This is a genomic window from Algihabitans sp. (assembly GCF_965226985.1).
Classification (GTDB): domain Bacteria; phylum Pseudomonadota; class Alphaproteobacteria; order Kiloniellales; family DSM-21159; genus Algihabitans.
Map to the genome: position 1 here is coordinate 716,888 of NZ_OZ245712.1, position 20,108 is coordinate 736,995.

16 protein-coding genes are annotated in these 20,108 nt (G+C 66.4%); 3 read left to right on the plus strand and 13 right to left on the minus strand.

The window, feature by feature from the left end; all coding sequences use genetic code 11:
• Window positions 1-7 precede the first annotated feature (7 nt).
• Window positions 8-1,528, minus strand: a complete 1,521-nt coding sequence (locus tag ACO054_RS03105) for an MFS transporter (protein WP_421708984.1) — start codon at window positions 1,526-1,528, stop codon at window positions 8-10.
• Between the two features lie 131 nt (window positions 1,529-1,659).
• Between ACO054_RS03105 and ACO054_RS03110 the strand changes: the two genes are divergently transcribed.
• Window positions 1,660-2,577: a LysR substrate-binding domain-containing protein gene (locus tag ACO054_RS03110; protein ID WP_421708985.1), complete on the plus strand. Its 918-nt coding sequence runs from the start codon at window positions 1,660-1,662 to the stop codon at window positions 2,575-2,577.
• A 52-nt stretch (window positions 2,578-2,629) separates the two neighbouring features.
• Here ACO054_RS03110 and ACO054_RS03115 read toward each other — a convergent pair whose 3' ends face one another.
• From ACO054_RS03115 to ACO054_RS03170, 12 genes are all read right to left on the minus strand, one after another.
• Window positions 2,630-4,378 carry a hydantoinase B/oxoprolinase family protein gene (locus tag ACO054_RS03115; protein WP_421708986.1) on the minus strand — a complete coding sequence of 583 codons (1,749 nt, stop codon included), beginning with the start codon at window positions 4,376-4,378 and terminating at the stop codon, window positions 2,630-2,632.
• The gene (locus ACO054_RS03120) at window positions 4,375-4,752 is read right to left on the minus strand and encodes a hypothetical protein (RefSeq protein ID WP_421708987.1); all 378 of its coding nucleotides are present in this window, start codon (window positions 4,750-4,752) and stop codon (window positions 4,375-4,377) included. Before ACO054_RS03120 ends, ACO054_RS03115 begins: the two co-directional genes overlap by 4 nt.
• On the minus strand, window positions 4,749-6,815 hold the full coding sequence (locus tag ACO054_RS03125) for a hydantoinase/oxoprolinase family protein (protein ID WP_421708988.1): 2,067 nt from the start codon (window positions 6,813-6,815) through the stop codon (window positions 4,749-4,751). Before ACO054_RS03125 ends, ACO054_RS03120 begins: the two co-directional genes overlap by 4 nt.
• Window positions 6,816-6,852: 37 nt before the next feature.
• Window positions 6,853-7,602 (minus strand): ABC transporter ATP-binding protein, encoded by a 750-nt coding sequence (locus ACO054_RS03130; RefSeq protein WP_421708989.1) that lies wholly within the window; start codon window positions 7,600-7,602, stop codon window positions 6,853-6,855.
• Window positions 7,599-8,384 (minus strand): ABC transporter ATP-binding protein, encoded by a 786-nt coding sequence (locus tag ACO054_RS03135; RefSeq protein ID WP_421708990.1) that lies wholly within the window; start codon window positions 8,382-8,384, stop codon window positions 7,599-7,601. Before ACO054_RS03135 ends, ACO054_RS03130 begins: the two co-directional genes overlap by 4 nt.
• Window positions 8,381-10,291, minus strand: coding sequence for an ABC transporter permease (locus ACO054_RS03140; protein ID WP_421708991.1), 1,911 nt, complete (start codon window positions 10,289-10,291; stop codon window positions 8,381-8,383). Before ACO054_RS03140 ends, ACO054_RS03135 begins: the two co-directional genes overlap by 4 nt.
• 110 nt (window positions 10,292-10,401) lie before the next feature.
• On the minus strand, window positions 10,402-11,619 hold the full coding sequence (locus ACO054_RS03145) for an ABC transporter substrate-binding protein (RefSeq protein ID WP_421708992.1): 1,218 nt from the start codon (window positions 11,617-11,619) through the stop codon (window positions 10,402-10,404).
• Window positions 11,620-11,660: 41 nt separating this feature from the next.
• Complete coding sequence (locus ACO054_RS03150) at window positions 11,661-12,245, minus strand: amino acid synthesis family protein (RefSeq protein WP_421708993.1); 585 nt, start codon at window positions 12,243-12,245, stop codon at window positions 11,661-11,663.
• Window positions 12,236-13,114 carry a UPF0280 family protein gene (locus tag ACO054_RS03155; protein WP_421708994.1) on the minus strand — a complete coding sequence of 293 codons (879 nt, stop codon included), beginning with the start codon at window positions 13,112-13,114 and terminating at the stop codon, window positions 12,236-12,238. The genes ACO054_RS03150 and ACO054_RS03155 overlap by 10 nt, the downstream gene beginning before the upstream one ends.
• Complete coding sequence (locus tag ACO054_RS03160) at window positions 13,111-14,640, minus strand: 6-hydroxynicotinate reductase (protein ID WP_421708995.1); 1,530 nt, start codon at window positions 14,638-14,640, stop codon at window positions 13,111-13,113. The genes ACO054_RS03155 and ACO054_RS03160 overlap by 4 nt, the downstream gene beginning before the upstream one ends.
• On the minus strand, window positions 14,633-17,455 hold the full coding sequence (locus ACO054_RS03165) for a molybdopterin-dependent oxidoreductase (RefSeq protein WP_421708996.1): 2,823 nt from the start codon (window positions 17,453-17,455) through the stop codon (window positions 14,633-14,635). The genes ACO054_RS03160 and ACO054_RS03165 overlap by 8 nt, the downstream gene beginning before the upstream one ends.
• Window positions 17,452-18,321, minus strand: a complete 870-nt coding sequence (locus ACO054_RS03170; RefSeq protein ID WP_421708997.1) for an FAD binding domain-containing protein — start codon at window positions 18,319-18,321, stop codon at window positions 17,452-17,454. The genes ACO054_RS03165 and ACO054_RS03170 overlap by 4 nt, the downstream gene beginning before the upstream one ends.
• 276 nt (window positions 18,322-18,597) lie before the next feature.
• Between ACO054_RS03170 and ACO054_RS03175 the strand changes: the two genes are divergently transcribed.
• Both ACO054_RS03175 and ACO054_RS03180 read left to right on the plus strand, forming a co-directional pair.
• Window positions 18,598-19,611 carry a TRAP transporter substrate-binding protein gene (locus ACO054_RS03175; RefSeq protein ID WP_421708998.1) on the plus strand — a complete coding sequence of 338 codons (1,014 nt, stop codon included), beginning with the start codon at window positions 18,598-18,600 and terminating at the stop codon, window positions 19,609-19,611.
• 13 nt (window positions 19,612-19,624) lie between these two features.
• Window positions 19,625-20,107 (plus strand): TRAP transporter small permease subunit, encoded by a 483-nt coding sequence (locus ACO054_RS03180; protein WP_421708999.1) that lies wholly within the window; start codon window positions 19,625-19,627, stop codon window positions 20,105-20,107.
• Window position 20,108: the final 1 nt, after the last annotated feature.

Genomic DNA, 20,108 nt, shown 5'->3' on the forward strand with positions numbered 1-20,108 from the left:
CGTGTCCTCACTGGTCCAGCACGTCGTGCTGGCGGATCAGAAAGGCGGCCAGCAGCGCTGCAGCTATACCTGTCAGGCCTAGCAGCAGCAGGACCAGTCGTAGCGACTCCGCTGAAGCGTTTGTGGCGAGGAGGACAAACTCGGTCGCCTCGCTGCTCGGTACCAACTCTGCCGCGCCGGCAATATCCGCTCGCGCGACGAGCCGCGCCATTTCCTCCGAAACGCCTGGCATCTTCGTTTTTAGATCGCTGAGAGTCAGCGTCGTCATCAGTGCGCCTGTGGCGATGATCGCGATGGTTTCGCTCGACAGACGCAAGGTATTGAGCATACCCGCAGCAACACCGCTATTGTGCGGAGAAACGACACTGACGGCGAGATTGTCGTTGATTGCGTGAACGATACCGACGCCACTGCCAGCAAGTAGCATACCCAGCCAGACGAGGGGACTCACCTCGGCTGTTTGTATGGCGCTTTGCAGAATGGTGCCGAGTCCGAGGATCGTCAGTCCGGTCGCGGCAATCGACCGGAACGTAAACCGCTGTGCGAGCCAACCGGCGAGAAACGGAACGAAGAATGAGGGCAGCGTCAGCGGGAGTAGTGCCAAACCAGACGCCAAAGGACTGAGTCCGCCGACACCTTGCAGGTAGAAAGGCAGATAGAACAGAAGGGTGATAAATGCAAAAGAGACGCCCGCCGGTAATACCATTTGTGCCGCCAGAAAGGTCGGATTGCGGAACAGACGTACGTCGAAGGAGGGTACTGTTTTCCGGGCCTCCACGAATAGAAAGAGTGCGATCAGACTCACGGCGACCCCCACAAGCAACAGGGTCGAAGGTGCTGTCCAGCCCCAGTCCGGAGCCGCGATAAGCCCGCAGATCAAGCCGCAAAGACCGAGCGAAAACAGCCCCAGTCCCAGCCAGTCGACAGGCTTCGACTGTGGATTGCGGGACTCTTCCGCAGTGATCGTCGCCAACAGGATAAAGGCGGCGATGGGCACGTTGATGAAGAAGACCCAACGCCAATCGAGCCATTCGATCAGCACGCCGCCAACGAGGGGGCCGATGGCCGTCCCCAGCCCGAAAGAGGCCCCAAAGCACCCGAAGGCCAGTGCCCGAGCGCGACCGCGGAAGCTGTGAGCGATGAGTGCCGAGCAGGCTGGCATCACCAGTGCCGCGCCCAACCCTTGCAGGGCGCGCCAAACGTTCAAGGCGTCCATGCTGTTCGACAGACCGCACAGCAGGGCAAAGAACGCGAAGAGTGAATTGCCGACGATAAACACGCGCAGTCGACCGTAGCGGTCTGCGACTACGCCGGAGACCAGCAGGAGCGCCGCGAAAGGAACGTTGTAGGCGCCGATCAGAAACTGCAGTCCGGCAAAGCTGGCGTCCAGCGAGTGACCTATGGGATCGAGTGCTATGCCGATGATTGTCAGGTCGATGGTCAGCGAGACTGCGGCAACACAGACACTGAAAAGGATCAGGCCGGAGCGCAGCCGCCGGGAAGGGAGTTCGGCGGGGTGAACTGCCATTTCGAAGGCCTTTCGTTGCGGGGCGGAGCCGTTCGGAGCGACGCCAGCCTCGTTTCTCGTTCAGGCCTGTGATTACCTCATGTAAAATAGCGAGACTGCTGAAATAGGCGGCTTAAAGATGAGAAGAATTCATGTCAGAAAGACAGTCTGATCGGCTTCCTTCCTTGGCAGGGCTACAGGCTTTCGAAGCGGTAGCCCGCCATTTGAGCTTTGCTAGAGCCGCCGACGAGCTTGGCCTGACGCCCACGGCGATCAGTCACCGGATCCGTAATCTGGAGGGCGAGATCGGGGTCACGCTCTTTCGGCGCGGCCGTCGTTCCGTTGCTCTGACCTGCGAAGGCGAACGAGCCGCCAAAGATGTGTCGGAGAGCTTCGATTGTTTGAAGGTATCGGTTGCTAAGCTGCGTCAGCGTTCAAGCACTCAGCTGCGGGTCGCTGCGGCGCCGTCCTTTGCATCCGAATGGCTGCTCGCACGCTTACCGGAGTTCACCGCCCGACATCCGACCATCGAGTTGCGTATCGATCCGTCTTCTCAGGCGCCCGACTTCGAGCAGCTGGCGAGCGACGCGGCTATCGTTTTCGGTTGTCAAAGCCAAGCCCCGATTGCCTCGGATCGTCTGTTCGAGAACCGGCTCATTCCCGTCTGCAGCCCTGACTTTCACGAACGATTCGGCCCCTTCGACAGCCGGGAAGCGCTTGACGACGTTCAACTGATTCATACGGACGACGCCAACCTGCTCCCGCCCTTGCCGGGATGGCAGGACTGGCTGAAGGCAGCGGGCGCCAGCCAACTCAGCGCGTTGACCGGTGCGCGGTTCGGCGCGTGTCACATGGGGATCGAAGCTGCACGTCTCGGGCAGGGGCTTGCGCTCGGCTTAAGCACGCTGATCGCCGACGACTTGAAGGCCGGTCGTTTGGTTGCACCGCTCGACCTCTCGTTGCCGATCCCACACGTCTACGCCCTGGTCTACCCGCGCGAGTATCGGACGCGGCCGGCCCTGCGTCTTTTCCGATCCTGGCTTCTCGGCTACGCGCGACGTGGCCGGTAGTCGCTGCAGGCTTTCCCGCCTGTCGAAGCGTTCTTGCTACGAAACGTTGTTCCTACTCTGCCCCGGTTTGTCTGGCGCGCTGGGTGGCGCGTAGATCGATTTCGCCACTCTGCGTCAACGCAACACCGAACAGCTTGAGCGCCTGCGCTGCCGTGTAGTAACCGCGCCGCACGTCGCGGGCGACGAGCTCGGCATCTCGGATGAAGGGGTCGCCGTAGCCGCCGCCACCGGGCGTCGACACCTCGACTCGGTCTCCGGCCTTGACCGCGATGTCCTGGTCTTTCGAGAGGTGCGGCGGTTCGTAGGCTTTGCCGTCGCGCCAGACGGTGACGCGGTTGGGCGCGCCGTCGCCGCCGCCGCGCACGCCCTGGGGGCCGACCCGGCCGTGGTCCATGACGAAGCTGGCTCGGGCTTCGCCGCGCCGGATCTTCACGCTGTAGTCGACGCCGAACCCTCCGCGTCGCGCGCCGGCCCCGCCGGAGCCCTCACGCAGGGCGTAGGTCTCGAACAGAACCGGGAAGAGCTGTTCCACCACCTCGATGGGTGGGGTCTTGGAGATGCCGATGGTGGAGCAACCGTTGGTCAGTCCATCCAGCTCGGCCGCGCCGCCGTAGCCGCCGCCGGAGATCTGGTACATCACGTAGGCGCGCTCGCGAGCCGGATCCCAGCCGCCGAGCGCGAAGTTCCCGGAGGAGCCGGCGGGCGCCGCCGTGACCCGCTCCGGAATTGCCTGCACCAGCGCGGCGAAAACCGCCTCGGCGATGCGTTGCGAGACTTCGGCGGCGCAACCGGAGACCGGGCGCGGATAGTGCGCGTAGAGGAAGGTACCGTCCGGGTCGTCGATCTTCAGCGGCACGAAGGTCCCGGCATTGATCGGCACTTCCGGGAAGATGTGCTTCATCGCCAAATATACGGAGGAACGCGTGGTGGCGATGACCGAGTTCATCGGTCCCTTGCAGGGCGGCGAGGATTGGGAGAGATCGAACCGCAGTTCGCTCTCCTGCTTGGTGACCTTCAGGCGAATATAGAGAGCTTCATCGACGACGCCGTCGGAATCGACCACCGCTTCGCCCTCGTAGACGCCGTCGGGAAGGGTTGCGATCTTAGCGCGCATCTGTTGCTCGGCGCGGCTCTTCAGCTCGGCGATGGCCTGCTCGACGGTCGCGGCGCCGTAGCGCTCGATCAAGGTCGTCAGGCGTCGCTTACCCACCGTCAGGGCAGCCGCCTGGGCCTTGATGTCGCCGATGCGCTGGTCGGCGATACGGATGTTGGAGGTGATGATCGCGTAGATCTCCCTGTCCAGCTCGCCGCGCTTGAAGAGCTTGACCGGCGGCAGGCGCAGCCCCTCCTGTTCGACCTCCGTCGCATTGGCCGAGAAGCCGCCCGGCACGGCGCCGCCGATGTCCGGCCAGTGACCGGTGTTGGCGAGCCAGGCGAAGAGCTTGCCGTTGTGAAAGAAGGGCGCCACGAAGCGCACGTCCATCAGGTGCGTGCCGCCCAGGTAGGGATCGTTGACGATGTAGATGTCGCCGTCCTCTGGCGGTGCCGTCTCCCTTGCCGCGATCTTGTCCAGGACCGCCATGGTCGAATACTGCATGGTGCCGACGAAGACCGGCAGACCCAGGTCGCCCTGGGCGATCAACTCTCCCGTTTCGGCTTGGTAGATGCCGTCGGAGCGGTCGTTGGCTTCGGCGATCACCGGCGAGAAGGCGGCCCGGCTGAAGGCCAGGTCCATCTCGTTACAGACCTGCTGTAGGCCGTTTTGGATCACCGTGAGCGTGACGGGATCGAGAGAGGTCATGGCTTGGGCTCCGGCCGTGTTCTGGGCAGTTCGGGAACTTCGGGCAGCTCGCTCACATCGGTGAAGACTGGCTTGCCGGCCGCGCGTAAGCGTTCCACCTCGGCATCGGCGCCGCTCGAGGGGCCGCCGACTCTCAGCACGGCATCGCAGCGGTCGGCCAGGGCGAGGGACATCGGCATCATCACGGCGTCGAAACGCTCCGCTCCGGCTTCCTCGATCAGTGGCAGGGCGTTGTTGACGCCGATGATCGGAATATGCCCACGCTCGAACACCGCCAGAGCAATGCGATTCATGGCATGCAAGTTCTCGCGCCGCGTCTCTTCGTCTGCGCCGCCGGCTGTGTAGGGACCGGCCACCATGACCAGCAGCTTCATGCGGCTTTCGCTCCTCCCGCCGTGACCAGCAGGTTGCCAAGCGTGTCCACAACCAGGGAATCCTGCGGCTCCAGAACCAGGGTGGTGTCGAGCTGTTGTATGATGGCCGGGCCGGCTAGCGTGCCGCCGAAGGGCAGTTTGTCGCGCGCATAGACCGCAGTGTCTTGCCAGCCCCCTTGGGCGAACCAGACCGGTCGTTCGCCGAGCAGGGCATCTTCCAAACGGTTGGCACGGGCCTCGGGCGGCAGCAGGGCCTCCAGAGCTACGGCAGGACGTTTGCCGATGACCGCCGTGTGCAGGTTGACCAGCACCGGCCGGATCTCCGGCAGTTCCACGGCGAAGCGCTGCCAGTAGGCCTTGGCGAAGGCCTCGTGCAGGGCCTCGCGGCCGATCTGCGGATCCTCGACGGCGATGGTCAGAAGGTGGGTTTGTCCCTGGAACTGCATGTCCGCGAAGTGGAGCGACCGCGTCTCCTCCACCGCGACGCCCTCGCGTGCGATGGTCGCCAGACCCTCGGCGGTCTGCTCGGCGTAGACCGCTTGTACTTCGGACATGTCGGCCAGCGGCAGGGGCACGTTCAGGGTGCGGACGTAGTCGTGCCGAAGGTCGGCGACGATGCAGCCCAGCGCGTTCGTGATTCCGGGCCGCGCGGGAATCAGGACGGTCGGGATCGCCAGTTCGCGAGCCAGCGCGGTGGCATGTAGCGGTCCGGCGCCGCCGAAGGCGAAGAGGGCGAAGTCGCGCGGATCGTGACCCCGGGCGAGAGACACCATGCGGATCGCACCGGCCATCTTGTCGTTGGCGATGCGCAGCACGGCCGCCGCCGCCTCGTCGGCGGTCAGACCGAGACGCTCGCCGATGTGCCGCGCGAAGGCGGCGCGAACGTCGTCGAGAGAAATCGGGCTGTCGACCGACAGCAGCCGGCCGGGATCGAGACGCCCGAGCAGTAGGTTGGCGTCGGTGATGGTGGGGCGGGTCCCGCCGCGCCCGAAGCAGATCGGTCCCGGTGTGGCGCCGGCGCTTTCCGGGCCGACCTGCAGCAGTCCGGCGTCGTCCACGGAGGCGAGGCTGCCGCCGCCGGACCCGATGGTGTGAACGTCGACCATCGGCACATGGATCGGCAGGGCGTATTCCAGCTCCAGTTCGCTGGAGACCGCAGGTATGCCGTCGAGGATCAGGCCGACATCGGTCGAGGTGCCGCCCATGTCGTAGGTGATGAGGTTCGTCTGGCCGGAAGCACGGCCCGTGAAGGCGGCCGCCATGACGCCTGAGGCCGGGCCGGACATGACCGTCTTCACCGCTTCGGCGGCCGCGATCTTGGCCGCTACGGTCCCGCCGTTTCCCTGCATCAGCAGCAGGTCGCGACTGTAGCCTTGCGCCTCCAGCTCGCCTGTCAGTTTGGCCAGATATCGATCCAGAACCGGCTGCACTGCTGCGTTGACGGCAGCCGTGGTGCCGCGCTCGTACTCGCGGAACTCGCTGAGAATGGCATGGCCGAGCGTGACGTAGGCATTCGGCCAAAGCTCCCGTGCGATCTCGCCGGCGCGCACCTCATGCGCGGGATGACGGTAGGAATGCAGAAAATGGACGACCAGCGCGTCGCAGCCCGCCTTCAGCAACCGCCGGCAGGCCGTCTCCACCGCCGCTTCGTCGAGCGGCGTCAGGACCTCGCCGTCCGCGTCGACCCGCTCCGGGACTTCGAGCCGCAGCTCGCGTGGGATCAGCGGCTCGAAGCTGCCGAACATGCCGTAGGGCTGCGGACGGGTGCGCCGGCCCAGCTCCAGCACGTCGCGAAAGCCGGCGGTGGTGATCAATCCGACCTTCGCGACCTTGCGTTCCAGCAGGGCGTTGGTCGTGGTGGTGGTGCCGTGCACCAGCTCGGCGACGGCGGAAAGCTCGGCTCCGGCTTCCCTAAGAGCGGCCAACACGCCGAAAGCCTGGTTGTCCAGGGTGGTCGGTACCTTGGCGAGGCCCAGACGCGCGGCACCGTCGGCGCCACGCTCCATCAGGATGAGATCGGTGAAGGTTCCGCCAACGTCGACGCCGACGACCACTGCACTCATGAATTCTCCTTCGTTCGCCGATCGGCAGGGAACATCGTCAAACAGTCAGGTAGGCTTGGCGCACCGCCTCGTCCGCCATCAATTCCGCCATGGTTCCCTGGTAGCGGATGCGCCCGCCTTCGATAACGTAAGCCCGGTCGGAGAGGGCGTGCGCAAAGAAGAGGTTCTGTTCGCTCAGCAGCACGGTCAGGCCCTCGCTCTTCAGTTTGGTGATGGTGCGGGCCATCTGCTCGACGATCACCGGAGCGAGGCCCTCCGAAGGCTCGTCCAGCAGGATGGTGTGGGGATTGCCCATCAGCGAGCGCGCGATGGTCAGCATTTGCTGCTCGCCGCCGGACATGCGCCCGCCGGGCCGGTCGCGCATCTCCGCCAGATTCGGAAACAGCTCGAACAGCCGCTCCGGCGTCCATTCCGGCGCGCCTGGGCGCGGTGGCTGGCGTCCGACCTCCAGGTTCTCCATTACGGTCAGGTTCGTGAAGATCCGCCGCTCCTCCGGGACGTAGCCCAGTCCGGCCTGGGCTATGCGGTAGGAGGGCAGGGTGGAGATATCCTGGCCGTCGAGGTCACGCTTGCCGCGGGCATCGGCGACCAGGCCCACGATGGATTTCAGAGTCGTCGACTTGCCGGCTCCGTTACGCCCCAACAGCGCGACCACTTCGCCTTTGCCGACGGAGAGGGAGACGTCGAACAGAATGTGCGCGCGGCCGTAGAAGGCGTTGAGGCCCTGGACCGTCAGGGCCGAGCTTGCTTCACGCACAGTTTCCTGAGCCGCGTACGCCTGGGTCATGCCCGCGCCTCCATGGCCCGCTGCGCGGCCTCGGCACCGCTGCCGCCCAGATAGATCCGCTGCACTTCCGGGTTCTCGCGCACCGCGTCGGGCGTTCCGCTGGCCACGGTGCGACCGCGGTCGAGTACCAGCAGCGTGTCGGCATGGGCGAAGACGACATCCATGTCGTGTTCGGTGAAGAGGACCGAGATCCCCCGTTCCCGAACGATGTCCGCGGTCAAGGCCATCAGCGCGATCCGCTCTTTCGGCGCCATGCCTGCTGTGGGTTCGTCCATCAGCAGCAGCCGTGGTTCATGCGCCAGCGCGATCGCCAGCTCGACCCGTTTGATGTCGCCGTAGGCCAGCAGGCCGCACTGCCGCTCGGCCTGGTCGGCCATGCCGACCCGTTCCAGCACGGCCAGAGCCTCGGCGCGATAGAGTTTGCGCGCCGTGGGCAGCAGGGCGCGTAGGCGTTTACGGTGGCTGATGAAGGCCATCTGGACGTTCTCCACCACCGTCATCGCCGTAAAGGTGGCGGCGACCTGGAAGGTGCGTCCGACGCCGCGCCGCCAGATGTGGCGGGGCGGCAGACCGGTAATATCCTCTCCGGCGAGTTTGACCCGTCCGGCATCGGGCAGAAGCTGCCCGCCGACCATGTTGAAGCAGGTCGACTTGCCGGCGCCGTTCGGCCCGATGATGGCGAACAGCCGCCCGGCCGCCACTTCGAAGGAGACGGTGTCCACCGCGACGACCCCGCCGAAGGCCTTGCGCAGCCCCTCGACCTCCAGCACTGCCTGCGTCATGTCCGCGCCTCCGAGCGGCCGTCCCGATCTGTCTCTTTCTCCAGGGCGTCGCCGGGATCGTCATCGGGTAGCAGTCTGTCGCGCAGGAAGCCGGCGATCCCCATGGGGAAGGCGATGACCAGCACGAGGATGGCCGCCCCAAGGAGCGCGCGCCAATAGTCGGTCAGCGGCAGGATCTGTGCCTCCAGCAGATGGAAGACCGCGCCGCCGACCAGGGGGCCGGTCAAGGTCTGGATGCCGCCCAGCAACACCATGACCAGCGCGTCCACCGAGGTCGGGATGGCGAGGGAACCCGGGTCGATGTTGCCTTTGGAGAAGACGAAGACGCTGCCCGCGACACCGGCGCAGGTCCCGGCCAGGGCGAAGGCGAGCCATTGATGGCGCTTGAGGTCGATGCCGATGGCGTCGGCGCGCAGGGTTGAATCGCGTCCGGCGCGCAGGGTGTAGCCGAAGGGCGCGTGGGCGGCGCGCCAGAGGAAGGCGACGGCCGCGCCGCAGACCACTAGCGAAAGGTAGTAGTAGACCGTCCGGTCGCTGGCCCAATCCGATGGCCAGATCCCGATCATGCCGTTGTCGCCGCCGGTCACCTCGACCCATTGGAAGGCTGTCGACCAGACGATCTGGGCGAAGGCCAGCGTCAGCATCGCGAAGTAGACACCGGACAAGCGCACCACGAACCAGCCGAACAGCAGTGCGCCCAGGCCGGCGAACAGCGGCGCGGCCAGCATGGCGACCTCCATCCCGAATCCAAGATGATGCACCAACAGGGCGGCGCCATAGCCACCCAGTCCGAAGTAGGCGGCGTGACCGAAGGACACCATGCCGCCGGCCCCCATGATGAAGTTCAGGGAGAAGGCCAGCAGGGCATAGACGAAGACCTCGAGCGCGAGCTTCTGGCCGTATTCGCCGAGCACCAGCGGCAACAGCAAAAGAAGGGCGACCGTACCGGCGATCAGCAGCTGCTGCGTGCGGCCGAGCGGTCGCAGCGGGCGGTCGCCGGCAAAGCCGTGACTGGTCGTGGTTTCCGGCTTTCCGAGCAGTCCCCAGGGACGCACGACCAGCACCAGAGCCATCACCAGGAACGGCAGGACCAGGGTGATCTCCGGGAAGACCAGGATCCCGAAGGCTTGCAGTTGCGCGATGATCAGCGCGGCCAGGAAGGCCCCCAGCACATTGCCCATGCCGCCGATCACCGTCACGACGAAGGCCTCCGCGATGATGTTGACGTCCATGAAGGGGTTGGCCGGCTCGACGGGAAGCTGCAGCGCGCCCGCCAGTCCGGCGAGGAAGCCGCCGAGAAACAGCACGCCGGTAAAGAGCCGTGCCTGATTGACCCCCAGGGCGCCGACCATCTCGCGATCCTGCGTAGCGGCGCGCACCAGATTGCCCCAGCGCGTGCGGTTGAACAGCAGCCAGATGGCGCCGAGCACCAGGGGACCGGCGGCGATCAGCACGAGTTGATACTCGGGGAAGCGGAAGCCGAAGATCACCACGAAGGACGTGAAGCCGGGCGCGCGCGGTCCGAACAGTTCCTCCGGTCCCCAGACCGTCTGGACCAGATCCTGGACGATCAGGACTACGCCGAAGGTGGCGAGCAATTGGAAGAGTTCGTGAGACCGGTAGATCCGCCGCAGCAGAAGAAGCTCCATCACGACGGCCAGCAGTCCCACGGCGACGGCGGCCAGCGGAATGGCCAGCCAGAAGCCGAGCGCGTCGCCCAGCAGCGGCATGAGCTGTGCGGTCAGCGTGTAGGCGAGGTAGGCGCCCAGCATGTAGAAGCTGCCGTGCGCGAAGTTCACGATCCGCGTGACGCCGAAGATGATCGTCAGGCCGCAGGCGATCAGGAAGAGATTGGACGCGCTCGCGAGGCCGCTGAGGAACTGTATGAAGATAAAGGCGGGATCCATCGGCGGTGAGCCATCCTGGTCGCTGCGAACTGAGGGACGAACCTAACCGGCAGCCGGCCCCTGCAGAGCGCCCTGCACTGGGAGGAGCCGGCTGTCGGTGACAGGCGAGACTATTCGGCGGGTCGGGCCGCCTCCACCGCCTCCGGCGTATGCGCGAAGTCGGCGCCGTCGGCGTAGTACCAGTCCACCATCTTGCCCTGGCCGTCCTCGACCGCCAGCCGTCCGACCCAGGCACCCATGGTGGCCTGGTGATCGATCGCGCGCATGGTGATCGGGCCGGTGGGCGTCGCGACCTCCAGGCCCTTGAGCGCATCGACCATGGCTTCGGTTTCGGTCGAGCCGGCCTCGTCGAGCATCGCCTTGATGACGTAGGGGATCGAGTAGCCGAGCAGAGAGGCCAGGCGCGGGAAATCGTCGTACTTGGCCTGATAGGCTTCGACGAAGGCTAGGTGCTCGGGCGTGTCGATCTGATCCCAGGGATAGCCCGTCACGATCCAGCCCTCCGGCGTCTCCGCACCCATAGGTGCGAGATACTCCGGCTCGCCGGTCAAGAGACTCAGCACCGTGCGCTCTTCGAAGAGGCCGCGCAGCTGTCCTTCGCGGACCAGCTTGGCCTGATCGCCGGCGAAGGTCGCGTTGAAGATACCGTCGGGGTTGGCGCGCAGGATGGCCTGCGTGGTCGCGCCGGCGTCGATCTTGCCGAGCGCCGGATACTGCTCGACCACCACTTCGGCTTCGGGGTCCAGCTCGGCCAGCAGTTTCTTGAAGTTCGCGGCGGCGGACTGGCCATACTCGTAGTTCGGCGCCACGATGGCCCAAGTCTTGGCTCCGGACTCCTTGCCTGCCTCCACCAGCATCTTGGTCTGCATGTAGGTGTTGGGCCGCATGCGGAAGGTGTAGCGGTTGCCCTGCGCCATGGTCAGGGCGTCGGTCAGCGGTTCGGCGGCGATGAAGAGGGTTTTCTTCTGTTTGGCGTAGTCGCCGACCGCGAGACCGACGTTGGAGAAGAAGGTTCCGAAGAGGAAGGCGACCCCCTCGTTGGTGACCAGTTCGTCGGCGACGCGAACGGCGTCGGCCGTGGTGCCGCCGTCGTCGCGACTGACGATTTCCAGGGGCCTTCCGTCCAAGACGCCGCCGGAGGCGTTGATTTCCTCTACCGCGAGCTGCCAGCCCTTGCGGTAAGGGTCGGCGAAGGCCGCCATGCGCGCGTAGGAGAAGAGCTCGCCGACCTTGACGCTCTCCTGGGCCTTGGCCGGATTGACTGCTGTGAAGGCGGTGCTTGCGGCCAACAAGGCCGCTCCCGCCATGACAAAGTGTCGCCTCAACATGTCCCTGTTCTCCTTTTCTCTCTTCTTTTCTAGGCGCGGCCTTAGCGTAGGCCGTCGTCTCCTTTGATGTCGCCGGCTTGCAGACCGCCGACGCGCGCGTGGGGACGCGGGCCGCTGGTCATGGCCAAGATGTAGACGAGCTCGTCCGGGCGCGGGGCATCCGGAAGGCGTACTTCGATCGCCGTGAAATGGCTGCGCACGTAGGCGGCGTTGACGTGATGCACCGGAATATCGATGGAGGTGCCGAGGGTGCCCACTTTCTTGGAGGAGGGCACGATGGCTTGGGTATGGCCCAGGACCTCGCGCATGCCCCAGCCGCCCGGAACGTGCCACAGGGCGCCGTGCTCCAGCTCGCCGGTCGACCCGACGATGGCGCCCTTGCCATAGCCCTCGATCTCCTTCGGCCCCTTGCCCATCGCGGCGATCAGGCGTTCGGCCATCTCCTTGCCGACCGGCTTCAGCGCCTCCATCAGCGGCGTGATGTCCTCGACGTAGCCGCCGGCATAGGGGTTTCTCATCACCATTGCGACGCTGCCACGGATCAAGGGCTCGGCCAAGGGCGGCCCGAACTCGTGGCGTTCCTCTTCCACGAAGGTGGCGATCTTGCGTATGGCGATCAGGTCCATGAAAGCTTGGTCTCCCTGTGTCGGTCCGGTACGGCCCTAGCGCGTCCGCGCAAAGACAAGAGCGCGCCTTGGATCAGACCGGCCGCCTGCATCTCCGCCGCCAGCTTTGCTCCGGCGGCCAGGGCTGTCTCGATCTCTTCGGCGCTGAGGGGACCGACCGCGGTGACCACCGGCAGGGTCTGCAGGTCGCTGTCGCGGTCGATCTCGCAGGCTGGCCGCCGCAAGACGCCGGGGTGCCCCTCAAGGTCCACGGCATTGGCGATCAGGGTCGCCGCGACATCGGCCTCGGCCGCTGTCCCGGCCAAGACCGTGACGGCCTCCGCGAGTCCGCGCGAGAGGCTGCGCCCCTGGCGTCCGGAGGTGGCGAGACCGCGCGCCGGCAGGTCGTGGGTCAGCGTCAGATGCCCCGTCGGGCCGCAGTCCGCTAGGTCTGTAACCAGCCCGATGTCGAGATCTGTGCCCGGTGTCAGGTGAAGGGCGATGTCGCCCCCGTTGTTGACCCAGGCGCGCGAAAGTCGGCGTCCCGCCGTCGCTGCGGTCAGGATATGGTCGGCGACGGCGCCCGCGACTGCGGCCATGGGCGTCACCCAGAGCGCCGCGTGGGGGCGGCAGGCTTGCTCCATGGCCTGTGCAACGGGATGGCGCAGCCGGTGCGGTTTCTTTCCGAGCGCCCGGCGCAACTCCGGCAATTCGCACGCCAGCTCGGCGAGCAAACCGTCGAAGGCCGCAATAGCCTGTGCGTAGGCTTCGCGAACCTCTTCCGCCGCCCCCTCAGCCTTGATCAGAAGATCAATTGGACCGTCCTGCAGGTGGAGCCGCCCGCCCGTCAGCATCTGCGCCGTTGCGATCTGCCGAGCGGGTGCGGTCATGGCCGGCCGCCCTTGTACTGCTCCAGCGGCCAGGGATTGTCGTCGCGCCAGCGCGCGGCCTTGGCCGTCTCGCCCTGTTCGGTCAGGACTTGTTCGAGCGCGACGACGGCACCGGAATGTCCACCCAGGGCTTCGTAGTCCGCCCTGGGGAGGGTGAACTCCATGGGCGCCACGATGGCGGGGGTCGGGACGTAGCCGAAGGCGTTCTCCGGCATGCGGGTCACATCCACCATCACGGTGATACCGCCGCCCGGCCAGATGTGAACCGGCGCTCCCCCCATGGTGACGCGGGTCAGCGCCTGCTTGACCGACTGGGTCAGGTGAACCGGATTTTCCGTGACGCCGGCGCGCAGGCTGCCGCCGGCTCCCGCCATAAAGACGACGGAGCACAGCGCTGGCTCGCAGTTCTCGCCGATGCGCTCGACCACTTTACGCACCGCGACGGGCATCTCCTGTTCTCGGAGGCTCAGGTCGTCGTCCAGCACGCAGTAGAGAGCGTCTTCGCCTGTGGTGGAGGTGAGCAGAAGCCGCAAGCCCGGCCAGGCCGTCTTGGGATCGATCTTCTCGACGACGGACAGAGGGTCGGTAATGTCGGTGCCGCCCCAGCCGCTGCCCGGCTCGGCCACTTGGAAGTAGCGGCCCGGTGTGGACTTGCGGCCGCGCACGCGGATGCCCGACAGGGGCATGTCGAGACAGCGCCCGGCCTGGTGTTCCGTCAGAACGCCGGTGATGTGATCGTCCACGACGATCACCTCGTCCACATGTCCGTGCCACTGTTGGGCGAAGATGCCGACAGTGGCCGAGCCGCAGCCGACACGCATCCGCTCTTCCGCATGACCGTTGACGATCGGTGCTCTGTCCGCCTGCACGACGACCGTCGCGCCCTCTTCGATCTCCAACTCCACGGCCTCGCCGCTGCAGAGCTTCAGCAGCGTGTCGCAGGTGACGTTGCCTTCCTTCTTGCTGCCGCCGGTCAGGTGCCGCACGCCGCCGAGGGAGAGCATTTGAGAGCCGTATTCGGCGGTCGTGACGTGCCCGACCATCTCGCCGGCCGCACGCACCGGCGCCGTCTCCGGCCCCAAATGGCGGTCCGTATCGATCTTCACCTTCACGCCGCAGTAGCTGAAAATGCCCTCGGTCACGACAGTGACCGTATCGACGCCGTCGTAGTCGCTGGAGACGATGAAAGGCGCCGGTTTGTAGTCGGGATAGGTGGTGCCGCTGCCGATGCCGGTGACGAAGGTCTCCGCGTTGGCTAGCAGACGACCGTCCCACTCCTGCCCCTGGGCGTCCTCGGCCTGGAACGCCACCATGGCCCCGCCCGCTTCGGCGACGCGCTGGCTCAGGACCAGCGGATCGGTGCGGGTGAGCAGGCCGTCCTCGTTGGCATAGCGTCCGCAGGCGCCTACCCGGCCTGGGCGGATGCGGCAAAGCACGGGGCAGGCGTCGCAGCGCACAATGCCCTGATCGCCCTCGCGGGCGCCATACTTCTGCGTCTCCTGGGCAGGTGGCGCGCCGTTAGCCATGCCCGGCCTCCCTCAGAAGCGCACGCAGGCGGTGGGGAAGGGCGGGGGCCTGTCGGACCACCACGCCGGTGGCGTGACGGATAGCGCCGAAGATCGCCGGTGCCGTTGGAACCAGTGCCGGCTCGCCGATGCCTTTGGCACCGTAAGGTCCCAGCGGCTCCGGGTCTTCGACCAGATGGATGTCGATTTCAGGAACGTCGCCGAAGCTCGGGATCAGATAGTCGTGCAGGTTTTCGGTGCGTCCGGGCAGGTACTCCTCCATCAGCGCCAGCCCGATGCCCTGGGCGATGCCGCCGTGGATCTGTCCCTCGACCAGCATCGGATTGACCGCTTTGCCGACGTCGTGCGCGGCGACGATCCGGTGCAGCTCGACGGTGCCGAGATCGAGGTCGACCGAGAGATCCACGACCTGCGCCGCGAAGCCGTAGGTCGCGTAGGGCGTTCCCTGGCCTTTCTCGTCGAGCGGCGTGGTCGGCGGATCGAAACAGCCGTAGCCTTCCAGATCCTCCTCCAAACGAGCGAGCTCCACTTGTCGGCTGCGGTCGCCTTCGATCACCTCGACCCGTCCATCTTCGAGACGAAGCTTCGCGTCCGGTCCGGCATTGGCGAGACGCAGCAGCTTGCCGCGCAGGTCGAGGCCGGCCAACTCGGCGGCCTTACCGGAGACGAAGGTTTGGCGCGAGGCCGAGGTCTTGCCGGCATCCAGGGTCAGAGCGGTGTCGCCGACCACCTGGGCGAAGGCCTCGATAGGAAGGCCAAGTGCATCGGCGCAGATCTGCAGCATGATCGTCGCCGATCCCTGGCCAATATCGACCGCGCCGTTGTACAGGGTCAGGCGGCCCTGGCGATCCAGCACCACCCGCATCTCGGAGGGGTTGGCGAGAGCCGTATTGCCGATGCCGTACCACATGCAGCCGATGCCGACGCCCCGCCGCCGGCGCTCCGCCGTGGTCGCGTTGAAGGCCTGAGCTTCGGCGCGCAGCTTCAGCCAGTCGGGCTTCAGAGCCTCCAGGCAAGCGGCGAGCCCCGCCGAGTGTTCCAGAAGCTGCCCCGTCGCCGTGGTATCGCCGGGCCGGATCGCGTTCAGGTGTCGGAATTCCAGCGGATCCAGGTCCAGTTGCGCCGCCAGGTCGTCCATCAGGCATTCGTGGGCGATAGCCGCTTGCGGCACGCCGAAGCCGCGGAAGGCGCCGGCTGGCGTCTCATTGGTGTAGATCGCCCGGCTGCGCACCCGCGCATGCGGGACGGCATAGGGACCGCTGGCGTGAACCGGCACGCGTCCGGCCACGGTCGGCCCCCAGGAGGCGTAGGCGCCCGTGTTGAAATCGCCTTCGAAATCGAGTGCCCGCAGCTTGCCGTCGGCCTCGGCCGCCGCGCGGGCCGTGATGCGCGAGGGGTGCCGTTTGGTGGTGGCCGTCATGGACTCGGTCCGGCTGAAGTGAGCGCGGACTGGCCGGTCCAGCACCATGGCCGCCACCGCCAGCAGCGGCTGCAAGGCGACGTCCAGCTTCCCGCCGAAGCCGCCGCCGCAGGCGCTCGGCACGATTCTGACCGCCTCGACCGGCAGTCCGGCCACCCGCGCCACTTCGTCTCGGTCCATGTAGGGCGCCTGGGTGCAGCCGTAGACGGTCAGGCGGTCGCCGTCGCGCTGCGCATAACCGGCTTCGGGCTCGATGTAGGCATGCTCGACGAAGCCAGTGGTCCAGCTTCCGTCGGACTGCGCCGCCGTCTCCGCGAAGGCAGCGTCCGGCGAGCCCTTCTCCAGATAGCCGCGGATCAGAACGTTCCCGTCGGAGGCTTCGTGCAGCTGCGGTGCAGCCGTCGCCGTCGCCGCCGTCATGCCGATCACCGGCTCCTGGGGAGACCAGGTGATCGGGATCTGTTCCGCCGGCAGCGACTCGACCGTCTCCCGGTCGCCGATCAGAGCCAGCACGGCTTCGCCCCGGTAGCGCACGGCGCCGGCCGCCAGCACCGGCTGATCTTTCAGATGTGGATAGATTCCGTAGGAATTTTCGCCCGGTACGTCGGCAGCCGTCAGCACGCGCTCCAGTCCGGGCCAGGCTGCGTAGAGCTGTGCAAGATGGCCGATCTCGAAGGTCGCCCGCGCGTGGGGTGAGCGGATCGCGCGCAGCCAGAGGGCGTCTACCGGGGCTGTGTCGGCGCCGAAGCGGTCGTCTCCCGTGATCTTCGGCAGGCCGTCGCGGCGCGGTATCGCCCGCCCCACCGCCGGGTCCGATGGATCGCTCGCATCGCTCGACAGGTTACCGACCGCCGCGAGCTGCGGAGCCGCGACGACAGCCTCGACGATCTTGCGATAGCCGGTGCACCGACAGAGCACGCCTCCCAGCGCGTCCTCGACCTGCCGTTCCGTCGGTTGCGGTACCCGTACCAGCAGATCGGCGGCGGCCATCAGCATGCCGGGCGTGCAGATGCCGCATTGCGCCGCCCCGTGCAGATGAAAGGCACGCTGCAGGGCGGACAGCCGGCCCTGATCGGCCAATCCTTCTACGGCCAATCCTTCTACGGCCAATCCTTCTACGGCCAATCCTTCGACGGCCAATCCTTCGACGGTCGTGACCTCGCGCCCCGCCGCTTGGCCGAGCGGCACCAGACAGGCACAGACCTGCCGGCCCTCTAGCAGAACGGTACAGGCGCCGCAGTCGCCGGCATCGCAGCCCACCTTGGTGCCGGTCAGCCCCAACTCGTGACGCAGAACCTCAGTCAGGCGTGTCAAGGGTGCCGCCGTGACACGCCGCGTTTCGCCGTTGACGGTCAGGGAGAGCGTGGTTCCGGCGCTGCCGGCATCCGGGCTCATGCTGCCATCTCGCTGCCTGCGTCCACGAGATCCAGCAGCGCGCGGCGAACCAATGTGAGGGCGGCATCGCGCCGATAGTCGGCCGAGCCGCGCACATCGTCGATTGGGGCGAGCCCGCTGAGGTGATCCGCCTCGACCGTTGTCGCCAGAGCAGCGTCGCAGGGCTTGTCTTGCAGCGCGGCCTCCAGGTCCGGCAGGCGCTGGGCGGCGGCGGAGCAGCTTCCCACGGCAAGACGGGCCGCAGTCACGCGACCGTCGTGAACTTCCAGCGTGGCCGCGACCATCGCGATCGAGATCACGAGATAGTTGCGGGCGCCCAGTTTGAGAAAGGTCGAGCGCGCCGCTTGCCGGGGTTTGGGGATCCACAGCGCGATCAGCAGTTCGTCCGGACGTCGCGCCGTGCTGCGGTTGCCGAGAATGAAGTCGCTGAGCGGCAGCCGCCGCCGTCCGGCTGTTGAAGCCAGCTCGACCTCGCAGTCCAGGGCGAGCAGAGGCGGGACGCCGTCGGCGGCCGGCGACGCGTTGCAGAGATTGCCGGCCAAGGTACCGCGGTTCTGGATCTGGCGGCCGCCAACCGTACGTCCGGCTTTGCGCAGTCCGTCGAACCAGACCGGCAGATCGCTTTCGATGGCCGCCGTCCAGGTGGTGAGCGCGCCGAGACGCCAGGCGCCCGACGTTTCCTCGATCCCTTGCAGGTCGGGCAAGGCCGAGATGTCGAGAACGTGGAGGTCGGGCGCCCTGTTCCAGGCGGCGAGATTGGCCTGTGCCGGGTAGATGTCGGTGCCGCCGGCAAGCGGCGTGTAGGGGCGTTCGGCCAGCGCGTCCAACGCTTGCGAAAGCGTGTTCGGCCGAATGTAGACCCCCATTGCGTCCCCATCTCGGTGTCCCGGCCGCGGTGCCAAGATGGTCCGCCCCGCCGGTTTGTTCGCGATCAAGTTGACCGGAAGGCTCTCTCTGGAGTCAAGCCGGCAGAACGAGGATCGGATACGATACCTGGGGTTGTAGGCTGGCTGGGAGATGCGGTTTCGAAGCGGATCGCGATAGCTTCGCGCGCAGCGCTTTGACGCTTGCATCGCCGCCGCTGCTCGGCTTGTCTGCGGCCTGGCTTACCCATCGTTCTGGAAATTGAGATGATCTGCCAGGTGCTTCGCATCGCTCTCCCGCTGATCGCTGTCCTGCTTGCCGCTTCCCCCGCAACGGCACAGGAGGCGACCTTGCGCTTCGCCCACTTCATGCCGTCCAACGCCTGGCAGCATGGCGAGTTGTTCCAGGTTTGGGCTCGGTCCGTGGAGGAGGCCTCCGGCGGCCGGATCGCCGTCGAGGTCTATCCGGCTCAAACGCTTGGTAAGGCACCCCAGGGCTACGACAACGCCCGCAACGGAATCGCCGAGATCGCCTGGACCGTTCAGGGCTATACCGCCAATCGCTTTCCGCTGAGTCAGATCGTCGAGTTGCCTGGGCTCTTCGAGACGGCGGAGGTCGGCTCCTGCGCGTTCCAGCAGCTCTACGACAGTGGCGCCCTCGATGCGGAATATGCCGATACGCATGTGCTCTTCGTGCATACCCACGGCGCCGGCCATCTGCATACGGCTGCGCGGGCAGTGACCAGTCTCGACGATCTAAAGGGCTTGCGCATTCGTCGCCCGACGGCGGTGATCGGTACCCTGCTGGAGGAACTCGGCGCCGAGCCTGTGGGCCTGCCGGCGCCCGCGATCTACGAGAGTGCGCAGCGCGGAGTGATCGACGGATTTCTGCTGCCCTGGGAGGCCGTAGCCGGTTTCCGTGCCCACGAAGTCTCTGATCACCATACCGAGGTCGGGCTTTACGCTCTGGCCTTCGTCACCACGATGAACAAGAACGCCTACGCTCGGCTGCCCGAGGACCTTAGGGCCGTGATCGACGCGCATTCCGGTCGGGACTGGGCGCTGGCCGCCGGGCGCGGCTACGACCGGGGCGACGTCGACGGCCGCGCCGCCACGCTGACCAGCGGCGATCTCCAGTCCATCGAGGACCGGGCTGCTTGGGAGGCCGCGGCCGAGCGTGCCCGTGAGCGTTATCTCTCCGACCTGGAAGAGCGCGGCCTGCCGGCACGACAGACCTATGCGGCCCTGCAGGGTTATGTCGCCGATTGTCGCGATACGCTCGGCGCCCGTTAGCCGAGATCCTGCAATGCATCGCCTGATCAGCTTCTTCGATAGCCTTGCCGTGCTGGCTCTGGCGCTGCTCCTGGCGGTTACGGTAGCGGGCATCCTGACGCGTCTCCTGTTCGATCTCTCGGCTGGCGATCTCGATCTCCTACTGTCCGATGCCGTTGAGATGGCGACCTACGCCCTTCTGGTCACCGTCTTCGCGGCTCTGCCGCGCGCGCTCCGGGACGGACCGGTGACGGTCGAGGTTTTCAGCCGGCATTGGCCGGCCCGCCTGACCAACGGGCTCGATCGTTTCTGGAACTTTCTGTTCGCCGTGCTGGCGGCGCTGCTCGCGTGGCGTTACGCCGAAGAGAGCCTCGCGCTACTCGCGCGCGGCGACACGACGCAAGACATGCAGCTGCCCCTTTGGGGTTTCTACGCCTTTGCCGTCCTGACCTTCGCCGCAACCGCACTGGTGGGTTTGTCGCTGCTCTTCCGCCGAACCGAGCCGACTTCGCAATGAG